General features: G+C 43.8%; 15 protein-coding genes. 8 read left to right on the top strand and 7 right to left on the bottom strand.

Annotated elements, in window-relative coordinates; all coding sequences use genetic code 11:
- Nucleotide 1: 1 nt before the first annotated feature.
- From NQ510_RS10410 to NQ510_RS10395, 4 genes are all read right to left on the bottom strand, one after another.
- The gene (locus tag NQ510_RS10410; RefSeq protein WP_004309323.1) at nucleotides 2–754 is read right to left on the bottom strand and encodes a ParA family protein; all 753 of its coding nucleotides are present in this window, start codon (nucleotides 752–754) and stop codon (nucleotides 2–4) included.
- A 383-nt stretch (nucleotides 755–1,137) separates the two neighbouring features.
- A complete protein-coding gene (locus NQ510_RS10405) occupies nucleotides 1,138–1,725 on the bottom strand; it encodes a hypothetical protein (RefSeq protein ID WP_005826889.1) in 588 nt (195 codons plus the stop codon).
- Nucleotides 1,726–1,744: 19 nt separating this feature from the next.
- The gene (locus NQ510_RS10400; RefSeq protein WP_009275648.1) at nucleotides 1,745–2,095 is read right to left on the bottom strand and encodes a hypothetical protein; all 351 of its coding nucleotides are present in this window, start codon (nucleotides 2,093–2,095) and stop codon (nucleotides 1,745–1,747) included.
- Nucleotides 2,096–2,405: 310 nt separating this feature from the next.
- Nucleotides 2,406–2,783 carry a single-stranded DNA-binding protein gene (locus NQ510_RS10395; RefSeq protein ID WP_004309321.1) on the bottom strand — a complete coding sequence of 126 codons (378 nt, stop codon included), beginning with the start codon at nucleotides 2,781–2,783 and terminating at the stop codon, nucleotides 2,406–2,408.
- 1,246 nt (nucleotides 2,784–4,029) lie between these two features.
- Between NQ510_RS10395 and NQ510_RS10390 the strand changes: the two genes are divergently transcribed.
- Nucleotides 4,030–4,758 carry a DUF6577 family protein gene (locus NQ510_RS10390; RefSeq protein WP_008781782.1) on the top strand — a complete coding sequence of 243 codons (729 nt, stop codon included), beginning with the start codon at nucleotides 4,030–4,032 and terminating at the stop codon, nucleotides 4,756–4,758.
- Nucleotides 4,748–5,821, top strand: a complete 1,074-nt coding sequence (locus NQ510_RS10385; protein WP_005826901.1) for a nucleotidyl transferase AbiEii/AbiGii toxin family protein — start codon at nucleotides 4,748–4,750, stop codon at nucleotides 5,819–5,821. The genes NQ510_RS10390 and NQ510_RS10385 overlap by 11 nt, the downstream gene beginning before the upstream one ends.
- Before the next feature lie 1,233 nt (nucleotides 5,822–7,054).
- Here the strand turns inward: NQ510_RS10385 and NQ510_RS10380 are convergent.
- Nucleotides 7,055–8,623 (bottom strand): hybrid sensor histidine kinase/response regulator transcription factor, encoded by a 1,569-nt coding sequence (locus tag NQ510_RS10380; RefSeq protein WP_229110794.1) that lies wholly within the window; start codon nucleotides 8,621–8,623, stop codon nucleotides 7,055–7,057.
- Between the two features lie 539 nt (nucleotides 8,624–9,162).
- On the opposite strand from NQ510_RS10380, the gene NQ510_RS10375 reads away from it, so the two are divergent.
- The 4 genes from NQ510_RS10375 to NQ510_RS10360 all read left to right on the top strand — a co-directional run bounded on the left by NQ510_RS10375 (nucleotide 9,163) and on the right by NQ510_RS10360 (nucleotide 13,353).
- A complete protein-coding gene (locus tag NQ510_RS10375; protein ID WP_005826523.1) occupies nucleotides 9,163–10,338 on the top strand; it encodes an MFS transporter in 1,176 nt (391 codons plus the stop codon).
- A 168-nt stretch (nucleotides 10,339–10,506) separates the two neighbouring features.
- Complete coding sequence (nhaC, locus tag NQ510_RS10370) at nucleotides 10,507–11,943, top strand: Na+/H+ antiporter NhaC (protein WP_005835906.1); 1,437 nt, start codon at nucleotides 10,507–10,509, stop codon at nucleotides 11,941–11,943.
- A gap of 66 nt (nucleotides 11,944–12,009) precedes the next feature.
- Nucleotides 12,010–12,600: a DUF4251 domain-containing protein gene (locus NQ510_RS10365; RefSeq protein ID WP_005826513.1), complete on the top strand. Its 591-nt coding sequence runs from the start codon at nucleotides 12,010–12,012 to the stop codon at nucleotides 12,598–12,600.
- Between the two features lie 90 nt (nucleotides 12,601–12,690).
- On the top strand, nucleotides 12,691–13,353 hold the full coding sequence (locus NQ510_RS10360; RefSeq protein ID WP_005826511.1) for a response regulator transcription factor: 663 nt from the start codon (nucleotides 12,691–12,693) through the stop codon (nucleotides 13,351–13,353).
- On the opposite strand, the gene mnmA is transcribed toward NQ510_RS10360, so the two are convergent.
- Both mnmA and NQ510_RS10350 read right to left on the bottom strand, forming a co-directional pair.
- Nucleotides 13,344–14,408: a tRNA 2-thiouridine(34) synthase MnmA gene (gene mnmA / locus NQ510_RS10355; protein WP_005826509.1), complete on the bottom strand. Its 1,065-nt coding sequence runs from the start codon at nucleotides 14,406–14,408 to the stop codon at nucleotides 13,344–13,346. The genes NQ510_RS10360 and mnmA overlap by 10 nt on opposite strands.
- A gap of 22 nt (nucleotides 14,409–14,430) precedes the next feature.
- Nucleotides 14,431–15,717: an O-acetylhomoserine aminocarboxypropyltransferase/cysteine synthase family protein gene (locus tag NQ510_RS10350; protein WP_005826508.1), complete on the bottom strand. Its 1,287-nt coding sequence runs from the start codon at nucleotides 15,715–15,717 to the stop codon at nucleotides 14,431–14,433.
- Nucleotides 15,718–15,901: 184 nt separating this feature from the next.
- Between NQ510_RS10350 and NQ510_RS10345 the strand changes: the two genes are divergently transcribed.
- Complete coding sequence (locus NQ510_RS10345) at nucleotides 15,902–17,323, top strand: S41 family peptidase (RefSeq protein WP_005826506.1); 1,422 nt, start codon at nucleotides 15,902–15,904, stop codon at nucleotides 17,321–17,323.
- 13 nt (nucleotides 17,324–17,336) lie between these two features.
- A complete protein-coding gene (locus tag NQ510_RS10340; protein ID WP_034525500.1) occupies nucleotides 17,337–18,242 on the top strand; it encodes a DUF4595 domain-containing protein in 906 nt (301 codons plus the stop codon).
- Nucleotides 18,243–18,250 lie beyond the last annotated feature (8 nt).

The raw sequence follows: 18,250 nt of genomic DNA, 5'->3' as shown, positions 1-18,250 counted from the left end.
GTTATTGGTTACGTGAAAGAATTTCCTCCGTAAGTGCAAGATAATCCTTTGCACCGTTGGAATTTAAATCATACTCGAATATACTTTTGCCACTACCGGCTGATTCAGCCAAGGCGATATTCTCACGGATGCGGGTATTCATGGTGATACTTTCGTAACGCTCCTTTACAGCCTGTTCCACTACCTTGTTCAGTTTACGATGATTGAATCTGGCGATGAACACACCTCCCAGGCGAAGCGACGGTTTGACACGTTGCAAGGTGGTGACAAATGCGTCAAGCATCCTCATGCCTTTCAAAGGAAGCAGCTCCGGTGTCATCGGTACGATGATCTCATCAGCCGCGATAAAGGCATTGGTAGTGACAATACCAAGAGAAGGCGGACAGTCAATCAGGATATAGTCATAGTCTTTCCTGAGCGGTTCAAGCAGACGGCTGAGCAGTTGCTCTCTTGCCAACAGATTGGTCAGAGCTATTTCCGCACTTGCCATTTCAAGGGAAGAAGGGACAAGGTCAAGATTCTCCCGGATATGTTTTACAGGCAAAGGAACACCGTTTACCAATGAATCAAAAATGCTCGTCTCAATTTCATCCTCATTAGGTATGAAATACAGTGTCAGGTTTGCCTGTCCGTCAAGGTCTATAAGCAGGACTTTCTTGCCTTTCATTGCCATACAAGCCCCGATAGAGGCGGTTGAAGTTGTCTTTGATACGCCACCTTTATGGTTGGCGAAAGTGATGATTTTCTGTGCCATACTATTTGTTTTTATGTTTATATGTTTCAATGTGTTCTTGTATTCCTGTTTACACGTGTACTTGTCCACATGTATCAATGTATACAAAGGTAAATGTATGATATACAAACACCTACCAATGTCTCCTAACAGTTGAAAACAGTCAGGGAAAGTATCAGGGTCATAATAATATGACTTCATCTTTGCTCACTAATCGTTGTGCTCCGCTGATTAACCGTACAAGAAGTTGTTCGTTATACACTGCCACAATTATTCCATGGCTACAGCCCCTGCATGGGGTTATAAGTTCGCAAGATGCTCCAATCAGTTCTGCGCTGTACCTGTCCATATTATCTTGTTTTTATGCAAGGACACGAGACTTGCCTCATGTCCTTGCGGGTATGTTATTCGAATGTAAAAGGGTGGATGTAGAAATAGGTCTCTTCGCTTTCGTATTCATAGCTATTGATAAAATCCACCATTTCTTTTTCACTGCGGTCTCCCTGTCCAATACCGGTCTTTGATGTCCATTCAGCTATGGCATCCTCAATGGTGTCAAAAACATCCTCACATGCATCCTCGAAAGGTTCGCCGTATGAACTCACACAACATTCTTCGGGAAAGAAATCCCCCTCGTCATGGGTATAGAACAAATCACATCCACTTTCGCAACATCTGTATGAAATACTCAGTTCATCATTCAATATCCGGTTTATTTCAAAGAAGAGTTCGTTACAGGCATCCCATGCGGTTTCTGTCTCAAATGAAAGAAGGAAATAATCATTCTCTTCGTCTTCTTCATATTCAGCCCAATAGATATGTCCTCTAACACTGATTTGCTTTTTCTCATAGTCAATGCCGTAATGCTCGGCAAGCTTGAACAGCCTTATATCCTTACTATCCACTTCCATGTCCTGAAAGGTAGTCCACAGGTTATTTACTGCTTCACGTGTCCCAGTGACCTTATAGGTCGTTGTTGCTAAATTTGCCATATCATTGAATTTTAAAAGATTACCACTCCGTATAATAACTCTGGTCGTTGTTCTCGCATTCCTCAGCCCATTCTTCATCGGTGAAGTCACTGTGCAGACATTCATCACTGCAATAGTAGGCTACTCCCATGTCAGCACAATACCCGGCACGCATCAGTCTGCCACACTCTGAACATCTTCTGCAAGCCCTGTCTGTGTCCCACCAGAAGTCAGTGAAAGACTCGGCTATGACATCCTCACTGGTGTTCTCGTCCCACTTGTCAAGGTAGAACTCTGCAAACTTGTTCAACTCCGGCTCTATGTAGAGCATCTTTTCAGTACCGCCAACAGCCTTGGTCAGTCGGCTCAGGATTGATTGGATTGTCGTCATAATATCATCTGTTTTTTTTCTTCCCTCTCGTAGATCAACTACTTCGGGAACACATATAAATTTTGTTGCACCAAGAAGGTGTCGGGGCTGTCTCTGCAAGGTTTTGCTCCAAAATACTACCCGCAGGTGTGGAGATTTTGCGGCAAAGCGAAGCCCTGACCTTGCTGATGACAAGACCGGACAATTACCTTCGCAACGGAATTTATGCCAGTTCCCCGAAGTCGGTGTATGAGGAACGAATCTCGGCAAAGAGAAGTATAAGCATAAAAAAAGCGACCCGAAGGCCGCTCTATTGGAGAGAAGAAAGGATTTACTTGCCCTTCTTGGAGTTCTTCTCCTGAGCTGCTGGAGTTTCCTCCTTTTCAACAGCTTCATAGAACCTGGTGGCTACAAATGCCACTCTGTTGCGCTTGACACCGTCGGCATCCTGCCACTCCTCCGGCTTGAAATAGCCTTCAACCGTGAGGAGTGCTCCTTTGACAAGGCGGTCAAAGGATGTAGTATTCTCATTCTTGCGCCATGTCTCGACGTTTATGAAAGCGGAAGTGCGGGTTGTTTCCTCGCCTGATTTCTCAGTGCGGCTGATTGCCAAAGGGAAACGTGCAACGCTTGCGGTTGAGAACTGATGGATGCTTGCATCCTTACCTACAAAACCAGAAACTACGAAAGAATTTTCCATTTTCTTCATAACATTGAAATTTTAGAAGTGAAACATTTATTTTTTACGTTGCCATCAAAGTTGGCAAGGATAGCAATCAGGCAAGTAATTACCGAATTATTTCACCGTCAGGCAGGAAAAGTTTTCCGAAAAGCTGCAGCTGGAAAAGTTTTTGAAAAAATTCAGGGAATAAGGTTCTGGTACTTGCAGTATGCGGCTTGCACTAACTTCGCAACAGGAAAAAGTAAGTGTCACGGCTTCGTCCAAAATGAGATGTGAAGGGAATGGCCTGATATTCTTGTGTCTGGTCATGGTAAAGAATGCTGTTCTCATAGTCAGACTCGACAGGTTTCACAGATCCATGGCAAGCAATCCGGACATAGTGAAAGCGATAACTCCCAAACTTCACCATGAACCCGGCATAGCATAGCAAGAGAAATACGAAACTCCGCACTCTGCATAAAAAGGTCTGAACACGGAAGCTATTCAAGAGGATGGAAGCCAGAGGTGAAGCACAACAAGGCTGATGCCACTCATGTGAGTGATGAAAAGGTGCAAAATCAGCAAGGAGAAAAAGAAAGGCAATGCCTATCAGTCAAAGAGCGGACTTCTGTCCTACTCTGGCTTACTGCAAGTTTAAAGTTTAGATTTACCCATGTATATATACATGTATTTTAAACTTTGGTTACAAACCTGAACAGGTTTATAAAAAGACTGACGAACAATTCATTGCGAATAGAAATATCATATGAGAAAGAAAATGGGAACTACATTTTCTCCTTACTGAAGCACCGACAGACAATGCACAACCATGTAAATATTCTCATAAAGTAGTTAACAGCCCGGATAAAAGAATTTGATAATATAAAGTCGGCAATAAATCGGTTTTATTGCCGACTTTATATTATCCTAGCAGAACAATGGAATCATTTTACAAAGAGTAAACGTAAATGGTAAGACAATGTTTTATGGTGTGATTTCAGATTGTTGATCGAGAAATATTTACCTCTTCATATTAGGAAACAGTCAAGCAGATAGGTGTAGTTTCGTTAATAAGAGATTCTACTTAATTTCTTAGTCATTTGCGGGATACTTTTAATACTATGCTTTTACAACACAAGAAAAATACCTCATATATTACATAATATGATGAATTCATAATGGTGTTACTTAATATAGAAAAACACACTAAAGAATGATTAATTGCTCAGAACTTATATATAAAGTCGGCAATAAAGTTGGTTTGTTGCCGACTTTATATTATATTTGCACTGCAATGAGTATTGACGAGAAATATAGTATTAAACAGAGCATATTGAATTATGCTCGTACTTACGGACGGATTGAAGTGCCTCAATTAGTATCAGTATTGGGGATAAAGACCAATACCGCCCGCCAGTATCTCTGTACCTTAACCAAAGAGAACAAGATAGCCCGTACAGGAAATGGTGAATACATGCTTACAGATAAACAGGTGTTCTCATTTGCTCCAACAGAAACACTGAGAAAACTATATGTCGGATTGAAAGAGAAATTGCCATTCACCGATTTCTGCATCTACGATGGCAGCATCTTCACCACACTACAACATCACGTCTCTGTGAACCATGCTATTTATGTCGAGACCAACCGGGATGCTGTAGATTCTGTTTTTTCTCTGTTGAAGGATTCAGACATGCCCGTTTATAAGCAACCGACAGCAAAGTTCATGTACGACTACGTAAACATGCATGAACCATGCATCATTGTAAAGATATTTGTCACTGAATCTCCAGTAAATAAGGTTGATGGGATGGTTACTCCTACCATCGAAAAGCTACTCGTAGATATACAGAAAGACGAAGACTTTGATTATATGCAGGGCACGGAAATCACTTATATGTATCAGACCGCCTTTGATTTGTACACAGTCAATACTCCCAAAATGCTCCGATATGCAAAACGTAGAGGAGCATACGATAGTACTTATTCATTAATAGAACAATCACAAAAATATGATAAATAAAGAATGCTTTACAGCAAGATGGATTGAAGAAAAATCCAAGGAGCTAAACTATCCGGACAAAAATATCATTGAAAAGGTCATCCATGCCTTTTCATTGCTGGACATGTTGGCGGCTTCAGGTTGCCCATTTCATTTCAAAGGTGGAAGCAGTCTGATGCTTCTTTTAAAAGAACAAAGACACAGGCTGTCTATAGATATTGATATAATATGTCCTCCAGGTACTGAAATAGAAGAGTATCTGCAATCATACAAAGACTATGGCTTTATTGACTATAAGCCGATAGAAAGAATTCAGCGTGGAACAGACATACCAAAATCGCATTCCAAATTCTTTTATCAAGTGGCTTTCCTTGATGGCATAGACCGAAAAGAAACCATCCTGCTGGACGTTCTAAATGAAGACTGTCACTACAACGAAGTCGTGACTTTACCTGTAGAAAGCCGTTTTATAAAGACAGAAGGTGAACTGAATTATGTAAAAGTACCATCCATTGGAGATATTCTCGGAGACAAGCTTACGGCGTATGCACCCAATACAACAGGTATTCCATATATCAAAAATGGTAAGGATGCCAGCATGGAGATCATCAAACAGCTATATGATATAGCCAGACTGTTCGAGAAGACAGAGGTCCTTGAAACAACGACAAAATCGTTTGTACAAATTGCAGAAGTTGAACTCTCATACAGGCATTTGCCAAACAATCCAAAACTCATTTTCGATGATATCAGACAGACTTCGCTGTGTCTGGCAACAAGGGGAAGTGAAGGAAACGGACAATTTGATGCACTACAACGTGGTATACAAAGGATCAAATCCTTCATGTTCAATGGCGGTTATTTCATTGACGATGCGATTAGAGACGCAGCACGCGCAGCCTATATCGCCACAATGATAGAGACGGGCAACACAATAATAGAAAAATACGACGGTAATCCTGCCACCATAGGCTCCCTGGATATAGCACCCACACTTCCTTCGCGACTGAATAAGCTGAAAAGGACTTCTCCTGAAGCCTATTACTATTGGGCAAAGACCAGCCATCTATTACAACAGTTGTAACTATAAACAGAAATACAATTTCAGCAAGGAGAAAAAGACCAATATAGCCCTCCATCAACCAGAACAGCATTCTGACTGATGGAGGGCTTTCTACAAGTTTAAAGTTTAGATTTACCCATGTATATATACATGTATCTTAAACTAAACTTACTTGACTGATTCAGCCATACAACAGGATAAGCCATTGAGTTTACAAGTTTAATAGAACTCATATATGTATATATGAATTGATAAACTTATTTATAAACTTCATCCCTAAGCAGAAAGTAAGTTCTTTATTCCTTTGCTAAAAAATCATGTAGCATAAATTTCTACCATATGCAGGATCAACATAACGTACATCTTTCTGAGAATCTGAAAACCTGTATATATGTGAATACCTTTTTCTCCTTGCTGAAATAATTGGCGACTAAATAAACACAGATGAGATATTGAGAAATATTTTCGATACATATTATGCGAAATAATTGATAATTACCTAATTTTGCAAAATATAGATGCATATTAGAGATAAATTCATTCGCATCTGTGTTATTAAATATTAAACTCTAATAAAATCACATCTAAATCAGGAAAGTGATGAAAAAATTGAAACTTATAAGAAAATCAGAACCGTTCATATTTCCAAATGGATAGAAACGTAAAATTTAATGGCTCAAATATGATTCAATTAGCTGTATCAAATTGAGCATCAGACTGTTTATATAACTGTGTGGGTAAATAGCTGAATGATGAAGACTCAACCAGCAATTACGCATTCAGATTGCTGGTATATAATGCAAAACACTGATAATCAATTATATAAATCATTTTCACAAGTAAGTGGAAGTAATGGCTCAAATACGAGCCAAATAGCCATTAATTATCTGACAATCAACCATATAACAAATGTGTATTGGTAAGTAACTTGTGAAAACAAAAGAAAGCAACATTTATATAGTACATAATAAACTGATTTACAACTACTTAAACTCCTATTTCCAACAATAAAATCATGGCTCAAATACCATTCCAATACAACCCAACTAACTGACATACAGATTACTAACATCTTTGCATCGGCAAGTAAAGCTAATCATATATACCCAGTTATCCCCAAAACGAAAACGATGAGAGATTTTCCTTTATAGATAGCTTAGGATGTTCAGTTCTCCTATCTCCCATTTCAAAACAAAGGCTGTCCATTATCTAATATGTGACAGCCTTTCTATGAAAGTTTTCTTCAGATAAATATCATACTTTTTTCATAAACTCCTTCGGTGTTTTTCCAAAATACTCCTTATACCTGCCTCTGAAGTTTTTCAGATTTCGCATACCCACCATTTCAGCAACCATAGTCACAGAAAATTTTCCGCTTTCCAAAAGTTCCCGTGCCTTCTCCATCCTGATTCTCGAAATCAAATATTTGGGTGCTTCTCCCGTCAACAACTTCCACTTATTATAAAAGGTTGTCCGGCTCATGCACATCCTGGAGGCAATATCATCTACTGTCAAATCCTCTTTATCCATATTCTCCATAATGTAAAGCTTCACTTCATTCAAAAATGCCAGATTGGCATCCTGCTGAGCCCGCTCCATAGGTTTCGTTAAAAAATCTTCTCCAAAAACTTTCTGAAGAAATGTCTTCCGAAGAAAACGGCTATTATTTATCAATATGGATATTTCCACTTTAAGGTCCTCCAGATTAAAGGGCTTACATACAAAGAGATCAGCCTGAGAAGAACAACGCTTTTCCCGCCGTTTCACATCAATGTGCGCCCCCATCAATATCACCGGAATAAAGGAGGTGTCCCTCGACGTCTTCAGTTTAGAAGAAAGTTCCTCACCGCTCATACCTTTCAACATGATATCACAAATCACCAAATCCGGATACTCTTCACATATTACCTCCAATGCTTCCTGACCGTCATCAAAGCTCCTCACTACAAAACATTCCGATAAACGTTTCTCAAGATAATCCTTGAATCCCTTGTCATTATCCGCAAGTATCACTAAAGGTCTATCCATATTTTTTTTCTTCGAGAAACCATGGAAAGCTATTTCCGACTCATTCACCTGAAAAGTGTCCGGAATATTTAAGGATGTATCCCCCCCCGAAACCGCACACGAACATCTTATGGGAAATCGAAGCAGAGCCTCCTTTTCCAAAGTCAGTATTTTCCCGTCACATATATTCATCAACTTGTCAAAAAACACACCGCCCATGCCATACTGCTTGCCATGCAGAGGTCGCAGAATAGGAAGCCGCGACGAGTACCATCTGCAACATTTCAGAAATCGCTTGTTGCCTGTATCCTTAATCCTGATTGCCCAGTAATCTCCCTTCAACGAAACCTGCATCGAGAGATGCGTTTCCGGCAGAGAACACTCGATGGCACTCAATACAAACCGGTCGATAACCGGAGATATCTTTCCCGGATCAAACCAAGCGCTTGCATAGTCAAAATCCGGAACCAAATCCAGCTTCATCTGTAACCCGGCCACATGAGACTGTAAAAAAGACACTTTCTTCCTCATAAATGCGCCGATTTCATGTTCTGCAACTACCAGGCTACCAGAATTGCCAAATAGTCGTTTCAACTCCATCAACGCTATCAAGTGCTGCTCCAGCCCGCCTATATGATGAAGTGCAACAGCCAGTTCCTTCTTTATGTCTTCCGGACAGTCTCCTTCGTAAACTGCCCCTAACGGTGTCTTAATCAAAGAAATGGGATTACGTATGTTTTGAAAGGTATCAATGAAATACTGATTTCCCTCTTTCAGTAAATCTCTTTCTTCACTGATACAGAGTAAATGGAACAAAAGCCAACATAATATACAGATTCCACTAGCCACTATTGGCAGAACAGACCAGGGAACCTTATGATATACGCCGATGGATAGCAGGAAAACGCATAATGACACTACTATTATTATTATCGATAAATGTTTCATACTATTATAAGTTTAAGTAATAATGATTCATACTAATATATACCCGAGTTTTCAGTCAATAGCAGGATAATCCCAAGTATGTCATCAGGAGGCGGTCTAATGGGGGAACGGTAGGTTCCTTGAGTCATCGAATTCACCTTACCAACCCTCGTTTGCTAGAAGAGCCTGCATTTCGTCCACCTGTATTTCATACCCAGCAACTCTCTAAACCATTCATTTCCCATGCCCAACGTATCTTTAAATATCAATACAACATTCCGCTTATCCAAGATAGCTCCAATCAATTATTCTCAAACAAAATAATAGTATAACAAACGGAAAGGCTAAAAAGATGATACCACTTCACACATATTCTTATCATACTCACATATCTTGCGCATGAAACAGAAAGACATTATCTTTGCAGCATGAAACAAGAACTGAAAGAAAACGGAGGATTACCGGCACATATACTCTGGACACTTGCTATCGTAGCTGGCGTGTCCGTAGCCAACTTGTATTACAATCAACCCCTGCTTAATATCATGCGGCATGAATTGGAAGTTTCTGAATTCAAAACGAACCTCATTGCCATGATTACACAAATCGGATATGCGCTGGGATTATTGTTCATCGTCCCATTAGGAGACCTCTATCGACGCAAGAATATCATCCTAACGAATTTCTTCCTACTCATATTTTCCCTTCTAGCCATTGCCATGGCACCGAACATCTACATCATCTGGGCAGCATCACTCATTACCGGCATCTGCTCCATGATACCCCAAATATTTGTACCGATTGCCTCGCAATTCTCACGCCCCGAAAACAAGGGACGGAATGTAGGTGTCGTCATCTCAGGATTACTGACTGGAATACTTGCATCACGTGTTGTCAGCGGATTTGTGGGTGAAGTGCTTGGCTGGCGTGAAATGTACTTCATCGCCGCTGGAATGATGTTACTATGCGCTATCGTTGTATTAAAGGTACTACCGGACATACAACCGACTTTCCAAGGCAAATATTCCGGGCTGATGAAGTCTCTTTTCTCATTAGTAAGAGAATACCCCTCTCTACGAATCTACTCGATACGTGCAGGACTGGCCTTTGGCTCATTCCTTGCCATGTGGTCCTGCCTTGCATTCAAAATGGGAGAAGCCCCGTTCCATGCATCCAGCGATGTCATCGGCATACTAGGGCTCTGCGGCATTGCCGGAGCCTTAACCGCATCTTTTGTAGGAAAATATGTAAAAAAGGTAGGCATACGCAATTTCAACTTTATCGGTTGCGGAATGATTCTGCTTGCATGGGCCTCGCTCTTTTTCTGCGGAAACAACTATGCAGGTATCATTACCGGTGTCATTCTTATAGACATAGGCATGCAATGTATCCAACTCAGCAACCAGACCAGTATTTTCGACATCTACCCGTCTGCCTCCAATCGGGTAAATACGATTTTCATGACCACTTACTTCATCGGCGGCTCTTTGGGTACCTTCCTTGCAGGAAGCAGTTGGCAGACTTGGGGATGGAGTGGCGTGGTCGGCACCGGCGTTATTTTAACAATAATATCGTTGTCCATCACCCTTTACAGCAAGAAATAACAAGGATACTATCATTTTTCCAAGCAAACGCAAAGATTTGATAATTTTTATTTGTCATGCAAAGGATAAGGAAGATATTGAACAGAATTGTTATACCTTTGTCGCATCAAACTATAAACGACAGATTGATAATAGATTCGTCAACCAAGCATAGTCAAAAACAACCCTATGAATTCAGCAAAGAAAATACCCTCTCCACTCGTTTCTCTATTTCCCATCGCTTTTCTCGTAGGAATGCTGTTCGCCACCATCCATACTTTCGGAAGTGACGCCTTGAGTGGAGGAAGCCAGATTTCCCTGCTTGCCACCACTGGTATGTGTGTCTTTATCGGCATGACTTTCTACCGCATCCCTTGGAAAGATTATGAACTTGCCATCACCAACAACATTTCAGGTGTTGCCACAGCTATCATTATTCTATTGATTATCGGTGCTTTGAGCGGCACATGGATGATAAGTGGGGTGGTACCTACCCTTATATATTATGGTATGCAGATTATCCATCCGAATTTTTTCCTTGCTTCTACCTGCATTATTTGTGCATTGGTATCAGTAATGACGGGAAGTTCATGGACCACTATCGCCACCATCGGTATCGCCCTTTTGGGCATAGGTAAGGCACAAGGTTTTGAAGAGGGATGGATAGCCGGTGCCATCATTTCGGGAGCCTATTTCGGAGACAAAATTTCACCGTTATCGGATACCACGGTCCTTGCCTCATCCGTAACGGAAACACCGTTATTCAGCCATATCCGCTATATGATGATCACCACCGTCCCCTCTCTCCTCATCACCCTTGTCATCTTTACAGTAATGGGACTCACACACGAAACGAACAATACACAACAGATCGCGGAATTTACGGCAGCATTGGACGCCAAATTCAACATTACTCCCTGGTTACTGGCTGTTCCCGTGATTACGGGAATACTGATTGCCCGGAGAGTGCCTTCCGTCATCACACTCTTTCTCTCCACTCTGCTGGCAGGGATATTCGCCTTCATCTTCCAACCGGGACTACTGAATGAGATAGCGGAAGGTGGGAATATGTTCAAAGGGATAATGATGACATTCTATGGCAGTACCAGTCTACAAACTGACAGTGACATGTTGACAGAACTGATTGCCACACGAGGTATGGCAGGAATGATGAATACCATCTGGCTCATCATCTGCGCCATGTGTTTCGGTGGAGCCATGACGGCAAGCGGCATGCTAGGAAGCATCACTTCCCTATTCGTCCGCTTCATGAAGAATACAGCCAGCATGGTAGCATCCACCGTATGTTCCGGATTGTTCCTGAACCTTGCCACGGCAGACCAGTACATCAGCATTATCCTCACCGGAAACATGTTCAGCAACGTTTACGCAAAGAAAGGCTACGAAAGCCGGCTACTTAGCCGTACCACGGAAGATGCCGTTACCGTCACCTCCCCGCTTATCCCATGGAACACCTGCGGCATGACGCAAGCCACCATTTTGAGTGTACCCACACTGACCTACCTTCCCTATTGCTTCTTCAACCTTATCAGTCCGGTAATGAGTATCTTTATTGCTGCTATCGGATATAAAATAATTAAAAAACCGGTGAACAATCCTGGATAGGCATTGTTCTTGCAATAAACTTATAACGAACAATTTATTTAAACCTAAACAAAAAAAGATTCGATTATGAAAAAGTTTATTGCATTAGCAGCAGTAGTATTGGTAAGCATGGCAACAACGACCATGTATGCACAAGAGAGTAGAGCTGAAAAGCGCGCAGACCGTAAAGCCCAAAGAGACGCAGAACGTGCACGCCTGAAAGCTGAAGAACAAGCACAGGATGCCATTTCGTACGATGACGCAATGGCGGCCTTGAAAGCTCACCAGTTCGTAATGGAGGCAGACCAAGTGATGTTCCGCAACGGACAGACCGCATTTGTAAACTCCAACACCAACTTCGTATTGGTCAACCAAGGACGTGGCACCGTGCAGGTAGCCTTCAACACCGTATACCCAGGTCCTAACGGCATTGGCGGTGTAACAGTAGACGGAACCGTATCGGACATCCAAATGACTACCGACAAACGGGGCAACGTGAATTGTAACTTCAGCATCCAGGGTATCGGCATTTCCGCCCAGATATTCCTTACGCTGACCGATGGCGGGAACAACGCAACCGTAACCATCAGCCCGAACTTCAACTCCAACACCATGACTTTGAGCGGGAACCTGGTTCCGCTGGAACAATCCAACATATTCAAGGGACGTTCCTGGTAAAACCCTTATATAAATATATATATTCCCACTCCGCCACAAATCACACTAAAAAGTGTACATTTGTAGCGGAGTTTTTTATATACCAATGTCATGAGAGAATTTATCATTGCAGACAATCAAGATATCACCAAAGCAGGCATGATGTTCCTATTGGGCAGACAGAAAGACACCTCCCTGCTGCTGGAAGCCGACAACAAGGCAGAACTGATACAGCAACTACGCCTGCATCCCACCGCCGTTGTCATTCTGGACTATACCCTTTTTGATTTTTCGGGAGCCGAAGAGCTAATGGTACTTCACGAACGCTTCAAGGAAGCCGATTGGCTACTCTTTTCCGACGAATTGAGCCTACCGTTCCTGCGCCAGGTATTGTTCAGCAGCATGGCATTCGGCGTAGCGCTGAAGGATAATTCCAAAGAAGAGATACTGACCGCACTACAATGCGCCTCACGCAAGGAGCGATTCATCTGTAATCACGTCAGTAACCTGCTGCTCGCAGGCAACGGTTCCTCCTCCCCCACTCATCCTACCATCAAAGATGATTTACTGACTACTGCCGAACGGAGCATCCTAAAAGAGATAGCCCTGGGGAAAACAACCAAAGAAATAGCTGCCGAACGAAACCTCAGCTTCCATACGGTAAACAGCCACCGGAAGAATATCTTCCGGAAACTGGGTGTAAACAATGCGCACGAAGCCACCAAATATGCCATGAAGGCAGGCATCGTAGACTTGGTGGAATATTATATATAAATCTCCCCGCTCCCGACACACAGCCGGGCATCAGCATCATACACCACTCCGAACTGGCCCGGAGCAATGCCTTGCAGCTTTTCTTCCGAAACAATGCGGTAACCCTCCGCCTCCTTTTGCAACCTGCCTTTGACAAACTCCGGCGTATGGCGTATCTTGAAAGTCACCTCCACCTCTTCCTGCGCTCCCTTCCAGGGATTATCCGTAATGAAATGAAAATCGTACATACGGAATTCATAGCCGTATTGCAATGCCGTATCACATCCGCGGGACACGTAAATCACATTCTCCTCCACATCCTTGCGGACAACAAACCACGGTCCTCCACCCAACCCCAATCCTTTACGCTGGCCGATGGTATGAAACCAATAGCCCCGATGCTTGCCCAACTTTCTACCCGTTTCCAACTCCACAATATCCCCTTCCCTTTCGCCAAGGAAACGGCGCACAAAATCATTATAATCAATCTTTCCCAGAAAGCAGATGCCCTGACTGTCACGACGTCTGGCGCTGGGCAATCCGGCACGCAGGGCTATGTCACGAACCTCATTCTTCATCAGTCTGCCCAATGGAAACATCAGTTTGGAAACTTGCAGATAATCTATCTGTGCCAGAAAGTCGGTCTGGTCTTTCACGGAATCGGCAGCGGTACCGAGCCATGTCTTTCCATCCCTCAACACCGTAGTGGCGTAGTGCCCGGTTGCCGTGACATCGAAATCCTTCCCCACACGTTGCTCAAAGCACCCGAACTTTATCAGCTTGTTGCACATCACATCCGGATTGGGAGTCAAGCCACGTCTTATTTTATCAATGGCATAAGCCGCCACCTGGTCCCAATACTCCCGGTGCAGGTCCACTACTTCCAACGATAATCCATAACGCCGGGCAATGGCAGAAGCCATCTCCATATCCTCTTCCGCAGAGCAGTCCATATAATCGGCATCGTCCCTCCCTATTTTGATATAAAATAGAGAAGGACGGTAACCTTGTTCGCAAAGGAGATGTACCACCACGGAGCTGTCTACACCTCCCGACAATAATACAGCAATATTCATTCTATCGTATACTGTTATTCTTTTAAATTCTGTCAAATGCCTGGGACAAGTCGTCCAGCAAATCATCGATATGTTCTGTCCCGATGGAGAGGCGGACCGTGCCCGGTTTGATGCCTTGTTCTTCCAATTCCCGTGCACTCAATTGGGAATGGGTAGTGGTGGCAGGATGGATAACCAGGGATTTCACATCAGCCACATTGGCAAGCAACGAGAATATCTGTAAACTGTCAATAAACGTCTGCGCTTCCTTCACACCGCCCCGCACCTCAAACGTAAAGATAGAACCGCCTCCATTCGGAAAGTATTTCCCGTAAAGCGCGTGGTCAGGATGCTCGGGCAGGGACGGGTGGTTCACGGCAACCACTTTGGGATGCTTCTTCAAGAATTCAACCACTTTCAAGGCATTCTCCACATGACGTTCCACGCGAAGCGACAACGTCTCCAATCCTTGCAACAGAATGAAAGCATTGAAAGGACTGATTGTGGCACCGGTATCACGCAACAATACGGCACGGATACGGATGGCATAGGCAGCAGGACCGGCAACGTCAACGAAACGTACTCCATGATAACTCGGGTCCGGTTCCGTCAGTTGGGGAAACTTCCCCGAGGCCACCCAGTCGAACTTGCCGCTATCTACAATAACACCACCCAAGGACGTACCATGCCCTCCGATGAACTTCGTTGCCGAATGGACTACAATATCTGCCCCATGCTCTATGGGACGAATCAGGTAAGGAGTACCGAAGGTGTTATCTATAATCAGAGGAATCCGGTGACGGTGTGCTATTTCAGCAACGGCATCAATGTCAATGATGTTGCAATTCGGATTTCCCAGCGTTTCAATGAATACTGCCTTGGTATTCTCCTGAATCGCTTTCTCGAAATTGTCCAGATTGCCCGGGTCCACAAAAGTAGTGGTAACCCCGTAGGCAGGCAATGTGTGGGCCAGCAGATTATACGTTCCGCCGTAGATGGTCTTAGCTGCCACGATATGGTCGCCTGCACGGGTGATATTCTCAAAGGCATAAGTGATGGCTGCCGCACCCGAGGCTACGGCCAATCCGGCAACACCGCCTTCCAGAGCCGCCACACGTTTCTCGAACACATCCTGGGTGGAATTCGTCAACCGCCCGTAAATATTCCCCGGGTCCTGCAAGCCAAAGCGGGCTGCCGCATGGGCCGAATTACGGAATACATACGAAGTTGTCTGATAGATAGGTACGGCGCGGGCATCAGTTGCCGGGTCGGGTTGTTCTTGTCCAACGTGAAGTTGTAGAGTCTCAAAGTGCAATTTCTTTGTTTCCATTGTCGTTTGTATTTTAGGTGAATAAACCGTTTCTCATTCGGATGTTGCAAAGATAGAGCGATAAGCCGGGGCAGACAATGACACAGATTAGGGAATTTTATACCACAATTGTGGTAGATAAGCAAGCTATTTTCTATCTTTAGATAAGATAGACTGCATTTCGGCAAAACTTTTTCATGCAAGCATGAAAGTTCTGCACTCAATTTGCACTATCTTTGCCCCCATGAAAGCAAGAAATATACTGATACTCATATTGGGAACCCTGATTCTTCCCATTTATCTGACTTCCTGCGGGGTGGACCGCTGGAAAGAGTATGCCGGACAGACCCAGACAGACCGCTGGATTGACGATACCATGCGTGTGTGGTACTATTGGGTAGACGCTATCCCCCATACCAACGACCTGAACTATTTTCAAGCCCCTTTCACTTTCTTTGCCTCGCTCAAATCCGAAGAAGACAAATTCTCCACCATCGACAGTCTGGTCAGCGTCACCACTACCCGCAGCATCCCCTATACGGATTACAGCTACGGATTCCAGTTCACTACCAACCAGATAGAAGTAGAAGGAGAAGAGAATGCCATTGTTGCACAGATTCTTTACGTTGCCGACGGAAGCCCGGCCTCGGAAATCGGGCTGAAACGGGGTGACTGGATTATGAAGATGGACGGGAACTTTATTACTGAACAGAATTATAAGAAACTGTATGGAAGTAGTGCCATGGAACTTACAGTAGGTTATTACGACGTGGAGAAAAATGCCATCGTTGCTTACGACAAACCCAGACAGATAGCATCGGCGCGTCCCGTCAACGACAACCCGGTGCACTATAAGAATGTATATACATCAGGCAGCAAGAAAATAGGTTATCTGGTCTACAACCACTTCAGTTCCGGCCCCACGGACAACAGTAATGAATATGACAACGACCTGCGCAGCGCATTCCAATATTTCGCATCACAGCAAGTCAACGAATTCATCCTTGACTTGCGCTACAACAACGGTGGATTACTGAGTTGCGCAGAATTGCTGTGTACCATGCTTGCACCTTCCTCCGCCTTGGGACAAGAGTTGGGGTACCTGGAATTCAACAACCACTTCAATCCGCAGATAGTACCGTTCACCCTGAACTCCGGACTCATCGGAAACGGAGCAAACCTAAACCTGAATACTCTCTACGTACTTACCAGCAGCCAGACTGCCTCCGCCTCCGAAATGGTGATTAACTGCCTCGACCCGTATATGGATGTTGTCATCATCGGCGGTACTACTGTAGGCAAGAATGTAGGTTCCAGGAATTTCTCCAGCCCCGAACTGATGATAACGATGAATCCCATCGTCTGCAAGATATACAATTCGGAAGGGAAATCTGATTATGAATCCGGATTCCAACCGGCCTACTCGGGATATGTAGTGAATGAGATGAGCGACATGTCACGTTTCCTGCCCTTTGGAGATACCAACGAAGCCTTATTGAGCACTGCACTCGGCGCCATCGACGGAAGCATACAACCGCCCGCACAAGAAGATACCCGTTCTTTAAGAGTGACCACTCTCGCAAACTCCATTGAACGTCGGGCAAGCCATGCCGTACGCATCAAATAAAAAGACAAATAGGATGAAACTAAACAGAAGAGTTACAATCATCACCCGATTTTCGGGAATCATGTTCAGCCTGCTGTTGCTCGGCGGACTGGCAGCTTGCAGCGATGATAACAATGGCAGTGATACGCCAGAACCGGAGCCGTCAACCTACCCCACCACTCCTTTCTCCAAAATCGAACTCAAAGAAGTGATAGAGAGCGATGCGCAACCGGTTACTGCCACCCACACCTACCTTTACAACAGTGCAGGCAGGCTGACCGGCTACACCGGCAAACAGAGCTTTACAGCAGGAGACGAACTCTTCGAGATAGAGAATACCACTACTGTCGAATACAAGGACCATCAAGCCGTGATAACCGACGAAGCAGGTACAGTATCAACCTACACGCTGAATGACAAAGGTTATGCCACCACTTGTACCAGTCAGGATATGGCAGGAAATACCCGTACTTACACCTTCTCCTACCTCATCAACACCGAAGACAAATACTATCTGGAAAACATCACAGAAAAGCTGGACGACGGAAAAGAATACTCATTCATTACAATAGACTACAGCAACTTCCGGGCATTGCGCATACAGCAAAAGGTTGACACTTTTGAGCACAACAGTACGGCTACCACACCATCAGGCAATGAAATTGCAAATATCTCCGAAATACCAAGCCTATTCATTACGGACATGTATCCGCTTTCCATGCATGCGGTTGCCATATACGGGAAGATATTGGGAGAACCTGCAAACTATCTGATTACCCAACTCATCCCGGACAGCAACGGAGAAAGTGAAGAGACCACCACCTATACTTATACGTTAGATAACCGGGGTATCGTCACTTCCTGCCATGCAGTCGTCAGGCATATAAGGAACGGCTACGAGCAGGACTACACACGCACCGTGAACTATACCATCGAATAATAAGTTAC

This window comes from Bacteroides uniformis (assembly GCF_025147485.1).
GTDB classification, from domain to species: domain Bacteria; phylum Bacteroidota; class Bacteroidia; order Bacteroidales; family Bacteroidaceae; genus Bacteroides; species Bacteroides uniformis.
The sequence above is the reverse complement of the archived record's forward strand: the minus strand, read 5'-3'. Positions and strand labels throughout refer to the sequence as shown.